Origin of the sequence: Streptomyces sp. NBC_00190, assembly GCF_036203305.1 — a bacterium.
Taxonomy (GTDB): domain Bacteria; phylum Actinomycetota; class Actinomycetes; order Streptomycetales; family Streptomycetaceae; genus Streptomyces.
Genome location: NZ_CP108131.1, coordinates 1,289,664 through 1,305,987, shown reverse-complemented (window position 1 = coordinate 1,305,987; position 16,324 = coordinate 1,289,664). Strand labels below are relative to the sequence as shown.

Below are 16,324 nucleotides of genomic sequence, written 5' to 3'. Positions count from 1 at the left end.
GCTCTTCGGTACGCCACCCGCATCCGCGGGGTATGCGTATGCCGGGTACGGCGAAAGACAGTCCCGATCCTCGCACAGCGGGGCGAGGCGGCGTCGCGCCGTAGGATTTCCCCGGCATCGGAGCAAACCGGGTGATCAGGAGCGGCAGCACATCGTGAGCAGCGACGACGACGTACGCGACGCAAGCGCAGGACACGAAGCGCAGGGGGCGGACGACGAGGTGGCCGGGGGGACCGGCGAAGTGGGCGAAGTCTGGGACGTGGTCGTGGTCGGGGCCGGTCCGGCCGGGGCCTCGGCGGCGTACGCGGCGGCGACGGCGGGCCGGCGCGTCCTGCTGCTGGAGAAGGCCGAGCTGCCCCGGTACAAGACCTGCGGGGGCGGCATCATCGGCCCCTCGCGCGACGCCCTGCCCCCGGGCTTCGTACTGCCCCTCAAGGACCGCATCCACGCGGTGACCTTCTCGCTGGACGGGAAGCTGACCCGGACGCGGCGCTCGAAGCAGATGCTGTTCGGGCTCATCAACCGGCCGGAGTTCGACGCCGGGCTGGTCGCCGTGGCGGAGAAGGCCGGCGCGACCGTCCGTACGGGTACGGCCGTGGCCCGCGTCGAGCAGCACGGGGCGGCCGTGCCCGACCGGCGTACCGTGGCCGTGCTCCTCGCCGACGGGGAGACCGTCCTGGCCCGCGCGGTCGTCGGCGCGGACGGCAGCGCGAGCCGGATCGGCGCGCACGTCGGGGTCGAGATGGAGCAGGTGGACCTCGGGCTGGAGGCGGAGATCCCCGTGCCCCGGACGGTCGCGGAGGACTGGAAGGGGCGGGTGCTGATCGACTGGGGCCCGCTGCCCGGCAGTTACGGCTGGGTCTTCCCCAAGGGCGACACCCTCACCGTCGGGGTCATCTCGGCCAAGGGCGAGGGCGCCGCGACCAAGCGGTACCTCGACGATTTCATCGCCCGGCTCGGACTCGCCGGCTTCGAACCGGCCGTCTCCTCCGGGCATCTGACCCGCTGCCGCAAGCCCGATTCGCCGCTCTCGCGCGGGCGGGTGCTGGTGGCGGGCGACGCCGCCGGACTGCTGGAACCGTGGACCCGGGAGGGCATCTCCTTCGCGCTGCGCTCGGGGCGGCTGGCGGGGGAGTGGGCGGTGAAGATCTCCGAGGCGCAGGACGCGGTGGACGCGCGCCGCCAGGCGCTCAACTACGCCTTCGCCGTGAAGGCGGGGCTGGGTGTGGAGATGGGCGTCGGCCGGCGGATGCTGTCCGTCTTCGAGGCCCGGCCGGGGATGCTGCACGCGGCGATCACCGGGTTCCGCCCGGCGTGGCGGGCCTTCGCCCGCATCACGCGGGGCTCGACGACGCTGGCGGACATGGTGCGTACGTACCCGCTGGCGCGCAGGGTGCTGCACGCGCTGGATGCCCGGCAGGCGGCTCGTGGCGCATTCGGCGGTGGCAGCGGTGGCAGCGGTGGCGCCGGCAGCGGTGGGAGCGGCGGACACGGGACGGCGTAGGCGCCGACGTCGAGCGCGGAGGTGAGGGCGGAGGCCGGGACGGCGGCCCGGACCGGCGGGGCGGATCGAACCTGAACGGGGTGGACCGGCCGGAACAGGTCGTCGTGGCCTCCGCGCGCGGTGAGAGGCACGTCGGGGTGGCGGTGATCGCTCTCGCGCCCAACCACCACGGCCCGGCCGAGGTGTTGCCCACGTGGGCGAGCGGACGGCCCGGCTGCTCCCCGACCGCCGACGCGACCGCGACCGCGGGTCTCGGAGCGGCTGACCGGCCGCGGGCCGACCCGGGGGCGGCGGGTCAGTTCGACACCGTGATCCGGAAGACCGGGTGGTCGCCGGCGGCCGCCTGGAGCTCCGCGTCGGAGGACTTCGCGGTGACCCCCTGGAAGAAGCGGTTGACCTCCCAGCCCCACTTCTCCAGATAGGCGCGCAGGATGACGGCTTGCTGGACGGGGTCGGTGATCTCAGTGGCGGTGAAGGTCCGGACCTTGCGCCCGACGCGCAGCTCGCCGCCGCCCGCGACCCGCATGTTGCGGACCCACTGGGAGTGGCCGCGGGCCGAGACGAGGTACTGCATGCCCTCGAACGTGTGCGGGTTGACCGGGATCCGCTGCATCTCGCCCGACTTGCGGCCCCGGACCGACAGCTCGGCGGTGCCGGCCAGGCTGACGCCCAGCCGGGCGAGCTTGCCGAAGAGCGCGTTGAAGCGGACGGCGAACGGGCCGGCCTGGACGTAATACGGCTGAGACGCGTTCATGGTGACCTCCGGGGTCGTTTTCCTTATTGAGAGAGCGGTGCTCTCGCTTGAGAACAGTGTGCACGGATCGGTGCGCCAAAACAAGAGCACCGCTCTCTAAATGGATCGGGGATCCGATTTTTGGGCACTGCTCTATTTGCGTGGCACACTGACACGCATGAACACCGTGCGAGGGGCCAGGGAGCGGGCCCGCATCGAGGTCACCGCCGCCATCAAGGACGAGGCGCGCCGCCGGCTCGCGGCCGAGGGCGCCGCCAAACTCTCCCTGCGTGCCGTCGCCCGCGAGCTGGGCATGGTCTCTTCCGCCCTCTACCGCTACTTCCCCAGCCGCGACGAGCTGCTCACCGCGCTCATCGTCGACGCGTACGACAGCGTCGGCGCGGCGGCCGAAGAGGCGGACGCCCGCGCCCTCGCCGCCGGTCACCCGCCCCGCGCCCGCTGGATCGCGGTCTGCGAGGCCGTCCGTGCCTGGGCGCTGGAGCACCCGCACGAGTACGCCCTCATCTACGGCTCTCCGGTTCCCGGCTACAGCGCCCCCCTCGACACCATCGGTCCCGCCTCCCGCGTCGGGAACACCTTCATCGCCATCCTCCGCGCCGCGCACGAGGGCCGCGGCCTCGCACTGCCGCCGCTGCCGGCCGCCCTGCGCCCCGAGGCCGTCCGGATGACCGCCGACTTCGCCGATGGCCTGCCCCCCGAGGTCACGGCCGCTCTGGTCGCCGCCTGGGCGCAGCTGGTCGGCCTCGTCTCCTTCGAGCTGTTCGGCCAGTTCAACCGCGTCGTGGAGGACCGGGCCGTCTTCTTCACGCACGCCGCCGGGCAGCTGGCCCACGGGGTCGGACTGCCCGCCGTGTGACGGCGGCCCCACAGGGGTCCTGACGGAGAATCACATGATGAGGTGACGGGTCGCTCTTCTGTTCCTCGTACGAAGGGAGGCGGTTCACCCTTGAACCAAGCGCCGCCCGTCTAGTGTTCCTCGGGTCGCACCCGCCCCCCTGCCGCCGCCGGAGGAACAGTCATGCCCCGCGCCGTGAAGGCCCTGTACGCCGTCCTGGTGACCGTCTTACTGGCCGCGCCGGCGCCCGCGGTCACGGCGCCGGCGCGCACCGCGGAACCGGCGCCACCGGGCCGGTCGGCGGCCCCCGCAGAACCCCCGGCCCCGGCCCCGACCGCGACTCCCGCACCCCCGGCGCCCCGGATTCCCGGCGTGCGGGGCCTGGACATCGGCGTCCCCGCGTACGTCTGGGCGAACGACGCCATGCTGACCGACCTCACCACCACCGGCCCGGCCGCCTCCGTCGTCGTCCTCAACCCCGGCAACGGCGACTCACCCTTCGAGGCCCCCTGGCGGGCTCGCGCCGACGCCCTGCGCCGCGGCACGACCGCCACCGGCGGGAAGACCAAGGTGCTCGGCTACGTCCACACCGACCACGGCAACCGCGCCGCCGCCGCAGTGAAGGCCTCGGTCGACAACTACCTCAGGACCCCGGACGGCCGCCTCCACGTCGACGGCGTCTTCTTCGACGTCGTCAGCCGCGACTGCGGCCCCGGCAACGCCACCCGCGACCACTACGCGGAGCTCCGCCGCCACGTGGAGGACACCATGCGCGCCATCGACCCGGCCGCCTCCCCCCTCGTCGTCAACAACCCCGGCACGGCCATAGCCGACTGCTACCTGGAGCCGGGCCGCCGGACCGCGGACGTCTTCGTCACGTACGAGGACTCCTACGCCGCGTACACCGGCGGCGGCTGGCTCGGCGGCAACGTCTTCGACCCGCTCACCGGCTACCGCGCGGGTACCGAACTCGACCCGAGCGGCACGGCGTTCTGGCACCTGGTCCACGACGTCCCGGACGCCGCGGCGATGCGTACGGCCCTGCGCACGGCTTTCGACCGGGGCGCGGGCTACGCGTACGCGACCAGCGCGGCCATGCCCAATCCCTGGAACACGGGCCCGGCGTGGAAGTACGGAGCCCAGACCGCCTACGCCGCCACCCTCGGCTGACGCAGGCGCAAGGCGTCAGACCGGTGCGGCGAAGCAGTGCACGGTGACGGTCCGGTTCGCGCTCCACCGCTGGTCGACGGTGTCCAGCAGGCTCCAGCCCTCGCGTTCGTACAGCGCGACCGCGGCGGTGTCGTGGGCGAGGACGTCGAGGACCGGATGCAGACCACGCTCCCGCGCCTCGCACGCGGCCCGCGCCAGCAGCCGTGCGCCGAGCCCGAGGCCGCGCGCGGCGGGCGAGGCGAACAGGCGGCCGACCACGGCGGTGCGCTCGACGGGTACCCGCGCGCGCCAGCTCCACAGGGCCGGCGCGAGGTCCCCCGTGCCGCTGCGTGCCAGGCAGACGTGACCGGCGATCCGCCCGTCCGTCTCCGCCACCCAGGCCGCCAGCAGGGAGGGCGGCGTCAGCCACTCGGCGGGACGCCCGGGCCAGTCCACGGGATAGCCGTCGCGGTCGTGCACCGTGCGGAGGAGGCCGACGCACGCGTCGAGGTCGGCGGACGCCCGCTGCCGGATCACCGGTAGTCGTCCGGGTGGCCCTGCATCCAGGTGTTGATCTTGTCCCGGGTGCCGATGAGCGACGCCTGGTGCTTCTTCAGGTTCTCGAAGGAGCGGTCCCCGCCGAGTTCCTTGTCGAGCTGCGCGATCAGGTCGATCGGCTCGGGAAAGTGGCCGGGCCCCTTCGGGTCGGTCTTCATCGCGCGGTCCACGCGGTGGAGCTCGTCGTGGACCCGGCCGAGGAAGTACGCGCAGTTGCCCGGAGTGCACGAGTCGTTCAGCGTCGCCTGGAGGCCGGCGAACGCGTCCCGCACCTTCTCGGCCGGGACGGCGCTGGAAGACGGCGCGACCGCCGAGCCCGGGGCCGTCGAGCCCGGGGCCGTCGAAGTCCCGGCCGCGGGGGCCGCGGACGCGGACGGCGCCGCGGCCGGGCCGGCAGCCGGGGCCGCTGGCTCCGTGCCGCAGGAGACGGAGAACGCCGCCAGGGCGACGGCGAGCACCGCGGCGGACCGCGCTGAGGACACGAACATCGACTGACCCCCATGATCGACTGAGGAAGCCGACCCTACTGCCTGCCCGGCGGGCGCCCGCCGGGCAGGCCTCCTCAGATCCCGGCGGCCTCGGTCCACAGGCGGGCCAGCGCCAGGTCGCCGGTCACCCCCGGACCCGCCAGCGGCAGCCGGTTCCACAGCGCCGCGTACAGCCAGGCCGCCTCCGCCGTCACTTCGCAGTCGACCGCGTCGTCCGTGGCACCCAGCACCGTCCGCGGCGGTTCCGGCGACAGGTGTACGGTCCACGCCGCGCCCGTGTCCGCGGCCCTGACCCGCAGCACCCGGGGCTCCGGGGTCCGCACCCGGCTGCGCGGCCGTGCGTGGAAGCCGGTCAGCAGCTCGTCCACCCCGTCCTCCGCGAACTCGGGCGCCACCGGTGAGAACGCGACACCGAGCGCCGCCTCCGCGTCCATCCGGTGCACGGCCGTCTCATGGGCCTGGCGCCGCGCCCAGAACGCCAGCGGCGACGGCGGGGCGGTCGGCAGGAAGGTCCAGCACTGCACATCGGCCGGGGCCTCGCCCAGGGCGCGGACCAGGGCCGCGTGTCCTTCGCGGAACCAGGCGAGCAGCTCCGCGCCGGCCAGCTCCGGGGCGTCGGGGAACGGCGCCCCCTCCAGCAGTCCTCCCTCGACGTACCCGGCCGCCCAGCGGTGCACCGAGCCGGTGTGCCGCAGCAGATCGGCGACGTGCCACCCCGGACAGGTGGGTACGAGGGCGGTCGTACCCGCCTGTTCCGCAACGTCGCCGAGCAGCTCGCCGTCTCGCTCAAGGGTCTTCACGAAGTCGTTGATCTCCATGCCGGGAGTCTGCCAGCAGGCCCGCGACAATGGAGGCCACGGATGGGGGAACTGTTCCCGCGCGACGGGACCGTGATCGCCGGCGCCGCCGACGCCGTGCACGTCCGCACGTGCCCGACCGGCCTGTCAGCGGGTGCCGAAGGCGCTGCCGGACACCGCCCCGCGAGGGCCCCGGCTCACCGGCCGGACGGACATCACGCTCCGGGTCGGCGGCCTCGGCAGGCGGGGCGGCATCCGAGGGCCCCCGATCATGCGAGGATCGATGCCATGAACGGCAACGGGGCCCCGCCGCGGGTGGGGGATGTGACCACGGTGGCCACGCCTTCCACGGCTTCTACCGCTTCGTCGGATTCGTCGGCTTCCTCGGCCTCCACGAGGGCCAAACTGGAGCGCGGCCGCAGCGCGCTCGGTCCGGCACTGGAGCTCGTCCACACCGGCCGCGCACCGACCCGGGCCGTCCTGACGGCCGAGCTCGGGGTCACCCGCGCGACCGCCGGAGCGGTCGCCGCCGAGCTGGAGGCGCTCGGGCTGATCCGCGTCGACTCCCGCCCCGGTGGCGCGGGCGGCGCCCAGGGCCGCCCCTCGCACCGCCTGTCGGTCGACGAGAACGGCCCCGTGGCGCTGGCCGCGCAGGTGCACGCGGACGGCTTCCGGGCCGCGCTGGTCGGTCTGGGCGGCCGCATCGTGGCCACCGCCCCCGGCAAGCTCACCGTCGCGGCCGACCCGGCGCAGGTGCTCGGCGCGGTGGTGGAGGCCGGGGCCGCGCTGCTGGCGGAGAGCGGCCGCCGCTGCATCGGCGCGGGGCTCGCGGTCCCCTCCGCGGTCGCCGAGCCGGAAGGTACGGCGCTGAACCCGCTGCACCTGGCCTGGCCGCCCGGGTCCCCCGTACGGGCCGTCTTCGCGGAGTGCGTGAAGGCCGCCGGGATCGACGGCCCGGCCCTCACCGGGAACGACGTCAACCTCGCGGCCCTGGCCGAGCACCGGCACGGCGCGGGGCGCAGCGCGCAGCACCTGCTGTGCGTGGCCACCGGGCACCGCGGGGTCGGCGGGGCGCTGGTGCTGGACGGCCGCCTGCACAGCGGGAGTTCGGGCCTGGCCCTGGAGGTCGGCCACCTCACGGTGAATCCCGAGGGGCGGCCCTGCCACTGCGGGGGCCGCGGCTGCCTGGACGTGGAGGCCGACCCGCTGGCCTTCCTCACGGCGGCGGGGCGCACGCCCGGCCCGGAGGTGTCGCTGCTCCAGCAGGCCCGCGACCTGTTGAGCGCGGAGTACGCGGAGCCGGCGGTACGGGCGGCCGCCGAGGAGCTGATCGACCGGCTCGGGCTCGGCCTCGCGGGCCTGGTGAACATCCTGAATCCGGACCGGATCATCCTGGGCGGGCTGCACCGGGAGCTGTTGTACGCCGACCCGGAGCGGCTGCGCGCGGTGGTCGCGGACCGCAGCCTGTGGGGGCGCAGCGGTGGCGTCCCGATCCTGCCGTGCACCCTGGACCACAACAGCCTGGTCGGCGCGGCGGAGCTGGCGTGGCAGCCCGTGCTCGACGACCCGCTGGGGGCGCTGGGCGCCGCGGCGTAGAGCCGCCCGCCCGTGGCCGGGTTCGCCGCCCGGCCTGGGCCGGCTCGGCCCGGCTCTGCCCGGGCCTCGCTAAGCGGCCTCGGGGAAGTGGGGCACGTCCCCGCGCCTCCTCCAGCTACCGCTGGGAGGTGCCCCCAGGCACGGCACCTCGCCGCGTTGTCGCAGTACCCGAGTACGTCCAGTACAAGGGCACTGCTCCGCCTTGCGATGCACCGCACCGGACGACGCGGAAACGCACCCCACTTCCCCGAGGCCGCTTAGGGCTCCCCGGTCGGCTGCCGGGCGTCCGGGGGGCACCGCCGCCGTGCGCTACCCGGGCCTGACGCCGACCGACGCCGCCACCGACACGCCTGTCGAGACGGTCACCGGGTCCACGGCGACGATCGCGGTCCGGGCGGGTTCTCGTACGGGCTTGGTCCCGATCCGTACCGGCTGCGTCAAAGCCGCCGGCGCGGGGGCCGCGGTGAGCGAGAACCACACGACCTTGCCCGGACCGTCCGCCTGATGCCGGGCGCCCCAGGCCTCGCTGAGCGCCTCCACGAGCGCGAGCCCGCGCCCGCAGGTCTCCAGGGACCCCGCGACCGCCTCCCGGAGCACCGGAAGCCGCGGATCGCTGTCGATGACCGAGACCGTGAGCCGCCCGAGGCGGAATTCGATCTCGACGATGCACGTCTTGTCCGGCTGCGCGTGGCGATGGACGTTGCTCAGCAGTTCCGTCACGCCGAGCGCGGCCCGGTCTATGAGCGGATCGAGCTGCCAGTGACGCAATTGCGCGGAAATGATTCTGCGGATCTGGCCTATGCGTGACGGCAGCGCCTGAAGTTCGACGACGCAGTGTCTGCGGGAATGACTGATCACGGCTGCGACTCCCCGAAATGAGTGTTACGGGTGCTGCACCCTCGGTAATGCTCCACCAGGGTCACCCACGGTGCTCCACAGTGCAACCGAATGCGACCAAAAGCGATTCGCATGGAACCCCAAAGCGACTGTTTGTGCAGGTGAGGGAGGTACATTGCGAAAGCAGGGGGCGAATACACGCACAAAGGAGCACGGCGCATGAGCACCACCCGTACCAGCGGTCCGACTGCCACGACCGTCGACGTCGACCGCAGCGACGCGGACTACCGCGCCTGGCTGAAGGAGGCCGTCCGCAAGGTCCAGGCGGACGCCAACCGCTCCGCGGACACCCACCTGCTGCGTTTCCCGCTCCCCGAGGCCTGGGGCATCGACCTCTACCTCAAGGACGAGTCCACGCACCCGACGGGCTCCCTCAAGCACCGCCTCGCCCGCTCGCTGTTCCTCTACGCGCTGTGCAACGGCTGGATCCGCCCCGGCCGCCCGGTCATCGAGGCCTCGTCCGGTTCGACGGCCGTCTCCGAGGCGTACTTCGCCAAGCTGATCGGCGTCCCGTTCATCGCCGTCATGCCGCGCACGACCAGCCCGGAGAAGTGCCGGCTCATCGAATTCCACGGCGGCGAATGCCACTTCGTGGACGACTCGATGAAGATGTACGAGGAATCGGCGCAACTGGCGGCTCGTACCGGCGGCCACTACATGGACCAGTTCACCTACGCGGAGCGGGCCACCGACTGGCGCGGCAACAACAACATCGCCGAATCGATGTACCAGCAGCTGCGGCTGGAACGTTTCCCCGAGCCCGCCTGGATCGTGGCCACCGCCGGCACCGGCGGCACCTCCGCGACCATCGCGCGCTACGTGCACTACATGCAGCACGACACCCGCATCTGCGTCCCGGACCCGGAGAACTCCTGTTTCTTCGACGGCTGGACCAACAACGACCCGCACGCGAGCAGCGATTGCGGCTCGCGCATCGAGGGCATCGGCCGGCCGCGCATGGAGCCGAGCTTCGTCCCCGGCGCCATCGACCGGATGATGAAGGTCCCGGACGCGGCGAGCGTCGCCGCGTGCCGCGCGCTGGAGACGGCGATAGGGCGCAAGGCGGGCGGCTCGACCGGAACCGGCCTGTGGAGCGCACTCAAGATCATCTCGGAGATGGTGGCCGAGGGCCGTACGGGCAGTGTCGTCACCCTCCTCTGCGACCCGGGCGACCGCTACCTCGACAAGTACTACTCCGACGCGTGGCTGGCGTCGCAGGGGCTCGACATCGCCCCGTACGCGCACACGATCGAGACGCTGCTGGCGACCGGGGTCTGGCGCGAGCCCACCGCCTGACGCGGGCGCCCCGCAGCGTGAACCCGCCCTGTTCGAGCCGCAGTTCGCTGGCTACGCTGTGCGGACTTCGATCACGGCGGAGCTTCGGGGGGAGCCATGGCGGGCATTGCGTACAACAGGCCGGAGCGGGACGCGCGTACGCGGGCCCAGACGGATTCGGGCACGGGCACGGGGGACGGGAGCGGGGTGCAGGCATCGCCGTTGGAGTGTCCGAGCTGCCTGCGCTCCGACGAGGTGCGCGCCGTCCCCGCCGTCTGCCTCAGCGGGCACAGCCGGCTCGAGCAGGGCGGCACCCGCGGTGACGACCGGGGCGTCCACACCCGGGAGGTCGTCCCCCGGCTGGCGGCAGCGCTGGCCGCGACCCCGCCCGCGCCGGTGACCGCCGGGCGGGCCGCTCTGAGCGTGCTGCTGATCCTGGTGTCGATCGGCACGTTCGTCGGCGGGGCGACGGGCGGGAAGTGGTTCGCCGACCCGCCCAAGAGCGGGCCCCAGGGGTCGCTCCAACTCTGGGGCGGCGCCCATGGGGAAGCCCCGCCCGAGCCCGCGGCCGGTCTCCTGTTCCTCGGGTGGATCTCGGCGTTCGCGCTGCTCGGGGCGGCCCTGCTCATCCTCTCGGCCGTACGGATCCAACGTGCCTTCCGGGCGCGGATCGCCGCCGGCCGGGACGCCGCCGAGGAGGTCTGGTCCCGCGGCTGGTGCTGCGCGCGCTGCGCGGTGGTCCACTTCGCCGGGGGTCCGGCGATGTCCCTGCGGGAGTTCCGGGCGACGGTGTGGGGCGCGGGAGGCTACGGAGACCTCGCCCGGGAGCACCGGGTGATGGGAGCGGGCGGCGACTACTGATCCGCCCCGCGCCGTCCGGTGAGGCGGCCGTCGAGCGTACGGACCGCCGTACGGAAGGAGTGGCCCAGGCCCGGGCGGGCGGCGGTGAGGGCCAGCCGGAAGAGGGCGGGCCCGTCCGCGGCGAAGGTCCAGCGGACGTGCGTGCCCGAGCCGTCGGGGGTCAGCCGCCACTCCTCCAAGAGGGCGCGGACTCCAGGGGCGTTGGTCTCGTCGACCCGGTACGCGTACCGCCGCTCGGGGTCCGCGGCCATGATCGTCTCCTGGAAGCGCACCCCGCCCACCAGCTTGATCTCGCGGCCCGCGCCGCCGTGCGTGGGGCGGGCCAGGGTGACGGCCCCGAACCACCGCGGCCAGCCCTCGACCTCCGCCGCCAGTGCCCCGTACACGGCCTCGGGTGCTGCGGTGGCTCGCGCGGCGAAGACCAGTCGTACGGGCGCGTCCTCGATGAAGTCCAGCCCCACCGGGCGGAGTCGGCGCAGAGCCATGGCGTTACCCCCTGGGGCGGTATGCGGAACGCACGCACGGAACACGAGCGACCCTAGCTGACTATCAGTCAGAAGTCCGCCCCGAGGGTGAAACCCGCGGCGCGGGGGCTGGGCAGTCGGTCCGCCGCGCGGGATGCTGGAACCGCGCCGATCACGCCCCGCGAGCGGAGGCCGCTTTGCCGGATGCCCCCAGCCCCGAACCGCCCCTGACTCCCGAACCGTCCCTGACTCCCGAACCGCCCCTCGCCTCCGACCCGCCCCTGGCCCCCGTACCGCCCCTCGCCCTGGAACTCCTGGTCCACGGCGTCGCCGGCGCCGCTCCCGCCGAGCTGCTCGGCGACCCGCGCACCGTGCGCGTCACCGGCGACTCCACCGCGGCCGTCTTCCGCCGCACCGAGGACGCCGACGCCGAAACCCACCCCGAGCGCTACCCCGGGCGGCCCGTCCCCGAGGCCTACTGCTGGTCCCGGCTCACCTCGGGCAACGGCGCCCGCGCCCTGTGGCTGCTGCTCCTGCCCTTCATGGTGGCCAACCTCGCCCACTGGGCCCGCCCGGCCACGCCCGCCGCCGACCCCGCGCCGCGCACGGTTCGCACGTACGGGGTGCTCGTACGGATCCTCGCGCTCAGCCTGACCGTGCTGCTGATCGCGGCCGCCTGCGAGGTCGCGCTCGACCTGTTCGCCTGGCAGTGCGCGGGCTCCGGCACCTGCGCCGGCTCCCGGTCCTGGCTCCGCTTCCTCGCGCCCGGAGGCGGCTGGTGGGCCCTGCCCGGGCGCCGCCTGGCCCTCGCGGCCCTGGTCCCCGCCGCGCTGACCGGGCTGCTCTGGTTCCTGTCGAACCGTACGTGGAGTGCCTACGAGTCCCAGCCGCCGCCCGCCGGCGCCGTCGACCCGGACACCGCGTCGGACACCGCGCCCGCGCTCGGCCGCCCCGGATTCTGGTACGGGCGGCGGCTCGTGGCCCGCCTGCGCGCCGCGCACACCGCCGCCGGGCTGCTCACCGTGGCCGCGGCCGTCACCGCCCCCACCGCCCGTTACGACCGCCGCGCCGGTTCCGCCGTACTCGAAGTCCTGGGCTGTGCCGCCCAGTCGCTGCTCGTCGCCGGGGGACTCACCGTGGCGTGGGTCGTCATCCGGCGAGGCCGCACCGAGGCCCGGCCCGACCACCGGCTCGACCGGGCCGCCGTCACCCTGCTGCCGGGCGCCGCCCTCGCCCTCCTCGCCGCCGTCCTCCTGTACGCCTGCTGGCCGCGCCCCGGCTGGACCTCCGCCGGGCGGCTTCCCGGGGACTTCGCCTTCGGGATCCTCATGCTGGGCCAGGGCGTCTGCGTGCTCGCCCTCACCGGCGTCGCCGCGTACCTCCACCGCCGGGCCCCCGACCCGGCCGCCGCCCTGCACGGCCTCGGCGGGCCGGCCGTCGCCATGCTCGGCTGCGCGCTCGGCGGGGTGATGTCCGGCGGGGTCGCCCAGCGCGTCGCCGACTGGCTGGACGGGGGAGCCACCCCCGGCATGGCCGGGGCGCCGCTGCCCGGGCCGCCCGTACTGCTGTCGTGGCAGGCCGCCGTGCTGCCGCCGCTGCTGCTCGTACTGGCCCTGCTCGCCGCCTGGTTCGCGGGGCGCGGAGTCCTGGTCCGGCGCCGGCTCGCCGCGACGGTCGCCGCCGAGTACCCGGGGGAGACGCCCGATCAGGCCCGCAGCCGCCGGATCGCCGGGGCCCGGGCCGCCGCCGCGCTCACCGACTCCGCGCCGTGGTTCGTGGCGGCCGTCTCCGGGATCACCCTCCTGCTCGGCGCGGGCGCGCTCGCCGGAGCCTGGTTCAGCGGGCGGGTCCCGGGCGAGGCGGCCCGCGGGACCGGGCCGCTCCTGGAGAGCGCCGCCCGCGCCGCCCAGGACACCGGGTCCTGGCTCATAGGCTTCGGATTCGTCCTCTTCGTCACCTGGGGCCGCCGCGCCTACCGCGACCCCGCCGCCCGCCGCACCATAGGAATCCTGTGGGACGTCGGCACCTTCTGGCCGCGCGCCGCCCACCCCTTCGCACCGCCCTGCTACGCCGAGCGCGCCGTCCCCGACCTGACCTGGCGGATGACCGGCTGGACCGGCCGCACCGGCGGCCGTCTGGTGATCTCCGGCCACTCCCAGGGCAGTGTGCTCGCCGCGGCCGCCGTCTGGCAGTTGCCGCCGCCCGTCCGCCGCCGGGTCGCCCTGCTCACCTACGGCTCCCCGCTCGGCCGCCTCTACGGCCGCTGGTTCCCCGCCTACTTCGGCCCCGGCCCGCTCACCGCGCTGCACCGGGAGGTCGACTGCTGGCGCAACCTGTGGCGGGCCACCGACCCCATCGGCGGCGCGGTGTTCCCCGGCACCCAGGAGGGCGTGGACCGCGGCCCGCTGGCCGACCCGATCGCCTACGGCCGCAGTGCCCGCCACCCGTTGCCCGCGCCGATCCTCGGCCACTCCGACTACCAGGCGGATCCGTCCTTCGCCGCCGAACGCGACGCCCTGCTCGCGCGCCTGAACACCGCGGCACGGGCCTGGGTGCCCCGCCCCGGGGGTCCCCCCGGACGGAGTCCGGGGGAGGCGGCCGGGGGAGTACCGGGTCAGGGCCTCAACAAGGCGCGGGCTGCCCCGGCAGATCCGCCGGGAACAGCAGGGTGAGTTCGTCCTTGCTCGGCTCCGACAGCTGGGCCACCCGCCCCGCGTGCCGCTCCACCATCGACTCGAAGGTCTGGCGAGCCGTGCGGCCGTTGCCGAAGGCCGGTCCCTTCGGCAGCTCCGTGAAGTACGTCAGCAGCGCCTCGGAGGTGCCCTCCCCGAGCTGGTACTCGTGCTCCTCCGCCTGCTGCTCGACGATCCGCAGCAGTTCCCCCGGCCCGTAGTCGCCGAAGGTGATGGTCCGGGAGAACCGTGAGGCCACTCCCGGGTTCACGGTCAGGAAGCGCTCCATCTCCGCCGTGTACCCGGCGACGATCACCACCACCGCCTCGCGGTGGTCCTCCATCAGCTTGACCAGGGTGTCGATCGCCTCGCGGCCGAAGTCCCGGCCGGAGTCCTCGGGCGCCAGCGCGTACGCCTCGTCGATGAACAGCACCCCGCCGCGCGCCCGGTCGAAGGCCTCCTGCGTACGGATCGCGGTGGAGCCGATGTGCTCGCCGACCAGGTCCACGCGGGACACCTCGACCAGGTGCCCGCGCTCCAGCACGCCGAGGGAGGCGAGGATCTCCCCGTACAGCCGGGCGACCGTGGTCTTGCCCGTGCCCGGGGAGCCGGTGAAGACCAGGTGCCGGCGTACCGACGCGGCCTTCAGGCCCGCCTGCTGCCGTCGCCGGCCCACCTCGATCATGTCGGTGAGCGCGCGCACCTCGCGCTTGACGCTGTCGAGGCCGACCAGCGCGTCGAGCTGGCCCAGCACCTCACCCGAGCCCCGGGCGGGCGCAGCCGTGGCCGCAGCCGTCGGCGCGGCCCCGCCGTCGGGCCGGTCGGCGGGCCGCGCCGCCGGTACCTCCGCCGCCCGGAGTACGGGACTCTGCCCGGCCGCGTCCGTACGGATCCCCGCGTGCGCCCCGGCGAACGCGCCGCCCGCGGCTGCCTGGGCCGCCGGGCGGGCGGCGGACTCGTCGCCGGTGCAGTCCTCGGCGACCGGCCCGGTCTCCGGGAACTCGTACCCGCCGCGCGCGCAGCGCTCGGTGTGACAGCGCGCCAGGGTGGTGCGGCAGCCGTCGAGGACGTGGAAGCCGAAACCGGAACTGCCCGTCACCCGGCAGGCCGTGAAGGTGCCGCGGCCGCCCGCCGACACGTAGAACCCGGCCTCGGCGGGGGAGGTGACCGTGCACCGCTCCAGGGTGGGGTCGGCGCCCTTCGTGACGATCACGCCGGTCTGCACGGCGTCGATGGTGCAGTTGGCGAGGGTGCCCCCGCTGCCGTGGTCGCGGAACCATGCCCCGGTGGCCGCTTCGCGGATCCGGCAGTCGTCGAGCTGCGCGGTGGCCCCGTCGCTCACCGACACCGCGGTGTTGCGCACCTGGGACAGATCGCTGTCGACCACGTCCACACGCGAACCCCGGTCCAGTACGAACAGCGCGTCCGGCACGTCGTGGACCCGGCAGGAGTCGAGCGACACGGCGGCGCCGTCGCTGATCCACACCGCCGGATAGTCGCCCGTGCTGTCGTGGATCTCGCAGGACTCGGCGTCGACCCTGGTCCCCGGGTCCCACACCGACAGGCCGTTGCGGCCGAAGCGGCGCACCGTGGTGCGGCTGAGGGTGAGCACCGAACGGGACCGCAGGTCGACCGCGTTCTCCGGGATGTCGTGGATGTCGCAGCCGGCCAGGGTGAGCACCGCGTCGGTGTCGAGGGTGACCCCGTCGGCCGTGGTGCGGTGCACCGCGCAGTCCGTGAGCCGGGCCGTGGCGCGAGCCGCGATCTGCACGCCGGAGCCCTTGATCTCGTACACCTCGCAGCCCAGCGCCTCCAGGCCCGAACCCTCGCCCGTGACCCCGATGCCCGTGCCCGTGGCGTGGTGGATCCGGCAGCGCTCCAGCCGGGGGCGGCCGCCGCCGCGCACCGAGATCCCGGTCTGCCCGGCGGCCACGACCTCGCACTCCTCGAACACTCCGCCGCCGCCGTCCAGTACGGCGATCCCGACCCCGCTCGGATTCTCCACCGTGCACCGCCGGACCAGGGGCCGGGCCCCGCTGCCGCGTACCTCGATGCCGGCGGCCGACCGCGTGCTGACCCGCAGATCGGTGAGCTCGGGGGCGCCGTCCTCCACCAGCAGTGCGGGAGCGGCCCGGTCCTGGCCCTCCAGGTGCAGGTCCTGGACCACGGCAGAGGCGCGCACGGTCAGCGCGACCCCGTCGAGCGGGGCGATCCGCACCGACCCCAGACCGCCCTCGGGCCCGCGCAGGGTGACGGCATGGTGCAGCACCAGGTTCTCCCGGTAGGTGCCGGGAGAGATGGACAGCACGTCCCCGTCGCCCGCGACGGCCAGAGCCGCCGCCAGCGTCGGATACTCACCGGAGCGGCGCCGCCACCGCGAAGCCCCGCCGTGCGTCACCTGGACCGTGCCCTGAGCCATGGTGCTGTCGTGCCCCCACCCTCTTGCTCGCCGCGCCGCCGATGCGGACGGTCTT

14 protein-coding genes are annotated in these 16,324 nt (G+C 74.4%); 7 read left to right on the top strand and 7 right to left on the bottom strand.

Translation table 11 applies throughout. The annotated features are described in order from the left end of the window. The first annotated feature begins 154 nt into the window (after positions 1 to 154). Positions 155 to 1,504, top strand: a complete 1,350-nt coding sequence (locus tag OG429_RS06490) for a geranylgeranyl reductase family protein (protein WP_328924330.1) — start codon at positions 155 to 157, stop codon at positions 1,502 to 1,504. 295 nt (positions 1,505 to 1,799) lie between these two features. Here OG429_RS06490 and OG429_RS06485 read toward each other — a convergent pair whose 3' ends face one another. After that, positions 1,800 to 2,258, bottom strand: a complete 459-nt coding sequence (locus OG429_RS06485; protein WP_328924329.1) for a nitroreductase/quinone reductase family protein — start codon at positions 2,256 to 2,258, stop codon at positions 1,800 to 1,802. Positions 2,259 to 2,415: 157 nt separating this feature from the next. On the opposite strand from OG429_RS06485, the gene OG429_RS06480 reads away from it, so the two are divergent. Together OG429_RS06480 and OG429_RS06475 are read left to right on the top strand one after the other, a co-directional pair. Continuing rightward, the gene (locus OG429_RS06480) at positions 2,416 to 3,114 is read left to right on the top strand and encodes a TetR/AcrR family transcriptional regulator (RefSeq protein ID WP_328924328.1); all 699 of its coding nucleotides are present in this window, start codon (positions 2,416 to 2,418) and stop codon (positions 3,112 to 3,114) included. Between the two features lie 162 nt (positions 3,115 to 3,276). After that, entirely contained in the window at positions 3,277 to 4,263 is a 987-nt protein-coding gene (locus OG429_RS06475) for a spherulation-specific family 4 protein (protein WP_328924327.1), read from the top strand. Positions 4,264 to 4,278: 15 nt separating this feature from the next. Here the strand turns inward: OG429_RS06475 and OG429_RS06470 are convergent, their stop codons facing one another. The 3 genes from OG429_RS06470 to OG429_RS06460 all read right to left on the bottom strand — a co-directional run bounded on the left by OG429_RS06470 (position 4,279) and on the right by OG429_RS06460 (position 6,106). Next, a complete protein-coding gene (locus OG429_RS06470) occupies positions 4,279 to 4,776 on the bottom strand; it encodes a GNAT family N-acetyltransferase (protein WP_405681467.1) in 498 nt (165 codons plus the stop codon). Further along, on the bottom strand, positions 4,776 to 5,288 hold the full coding sequence (locus OG429_RS06465; RefSeq protein ID WP_328924325.1) for a hypothetical protein: 513 nt from the start codon (positions 5,286 to 5,288) through the stop codon (positions 4,776 to 4,778). The genes OG429_RS06470 and OG429_RS06465 overlap by 1 nt, the downstream gene beginning before the upstream one ends. A 74-nt stretch (positions 5,289 to 5,362) precedes the next feature. Then, positions 5,363 to 6,106 (bottom strand): maleylpyruvate isomerase family mycothiol-dependent enzyme, encoded by a 744-nt coding sequence (locus tag OG429_RS06460; RefSeq protein ID WP_328924324.1) that lies wholly within the window; start codon positions 6,104 to 6,106, stop codon positions 5,363 to 5,365. Positions 6,107 to 6,373: 267 nt separating this feature from the next. Here OG429_RS06460 and OG429_RS06455 point away from each other — a divergent pair, with 267 nt between their 5' ends. Further along, on the top strand, positions 6,374 to 7,681 hold the full coding sequence (locus OG429_RS06455; RefSeq protein WP_328924323.1) for an ROK family protein: 1,308 nt from the start codon (positions 6,374 to 6,376) through the stop codon (positions 7,679 to 7,681). 309 nt (positions 7,682 to 7,990) lie between these two features. On the opposite strand, the gene OG429_RS06450 is transcribed toward OG429_RS06455, so the two are convergent. Continuing rightward, the gene (locus tag OG429_RS06450) at positions 7,991 to 8,539 is read right to left on the bottom strand and encodes an ATP-binding protein (protein WP_328924322.1); all 549 of its coding nucleotides are present in this window, start codon (positions 8,537 to 8,539) and stop codon (positions 7,991 to 7,993) included. A gap of 198 nt (positions 8,540 to 8,737) precedes the next feature. Between OG429_RS06450 and OG429_RS06445 the strand changes: the two genes are divergently transcribed. Both OG429_RS06445 and OG429_RS06440 read left to right on the top strand, forming a co-directional pair. Continuing rightward, positions 8,738 to 9,874, top strand: a complete 1,137-nt coding sequence (locus OG429_RS06445; protein WP_328924321.1) for a PLP-dependent cysteine synthase family protein — start codon at positions 8,738 to 8,740, stop codon at positions 9,872 to 9,874. 96 nt (positions 9,875 to 9,970) lie between these two features. Further along, positions 9,971 to 10,714, top strand: a complete 744-nt coding sequence (locus OG429_RS06440; RefSeq protein ID WP_328924320.1) for a hypothetical protein — start codon at positions 9,971 to 9,973, stop codon at positions 10,712 to 10,714. On the opposite strand, the gene OG429_RS06435 is transcribed toward OG429_RS06440, so the two are convergent. After that, entirely contained in the window at positions 10,708 to 11,199 is a 492-nt protein-coding gene (locus OG429_RS06435) for an SRPBCC family protein (RefSeq protein WP_328924319.1), read from the bottom strand. The two genes, OG429_RS06440 and OG429_RS06435, sit on opposite strands and share 7 nt — an antisense overlap. Positions 11,200 to 11,423: 224 nt before the next feature. On the opposite strand from OG429_RS06435, the gene OG429_RS06430 reads away from it, so the two are divergent. Beyond that, entirely contained in the window at positions 11,424 to 13,850 is a 2,427-nt protein-coding gene (locus OG429_RS06430; protein WP_328930178.1) for a hypothetical protein, read from the top strand. Here the strand turns inward: OG429_RS06430 and OG429_RS06425 are convergent. Beyond that, positions 13,801 to 16,269, bottom strand: a complete 2,469-nt coding sequence (locus OG429_RS06425) for a right-handed parallel beta-helix repeat-containing protein (RefSeq protein ID WP_328924318.1) — start codon at positions 16,267 to 16,269, stop codon at positions 13,801 to 13,803. The two genes, OG429_RS06430 and OG429_RS06425, sit on opposite strands and share 50 nt — an antisense overlap. Positions 16,270 to 16,324: the final 55 nt, after the last annotated feature.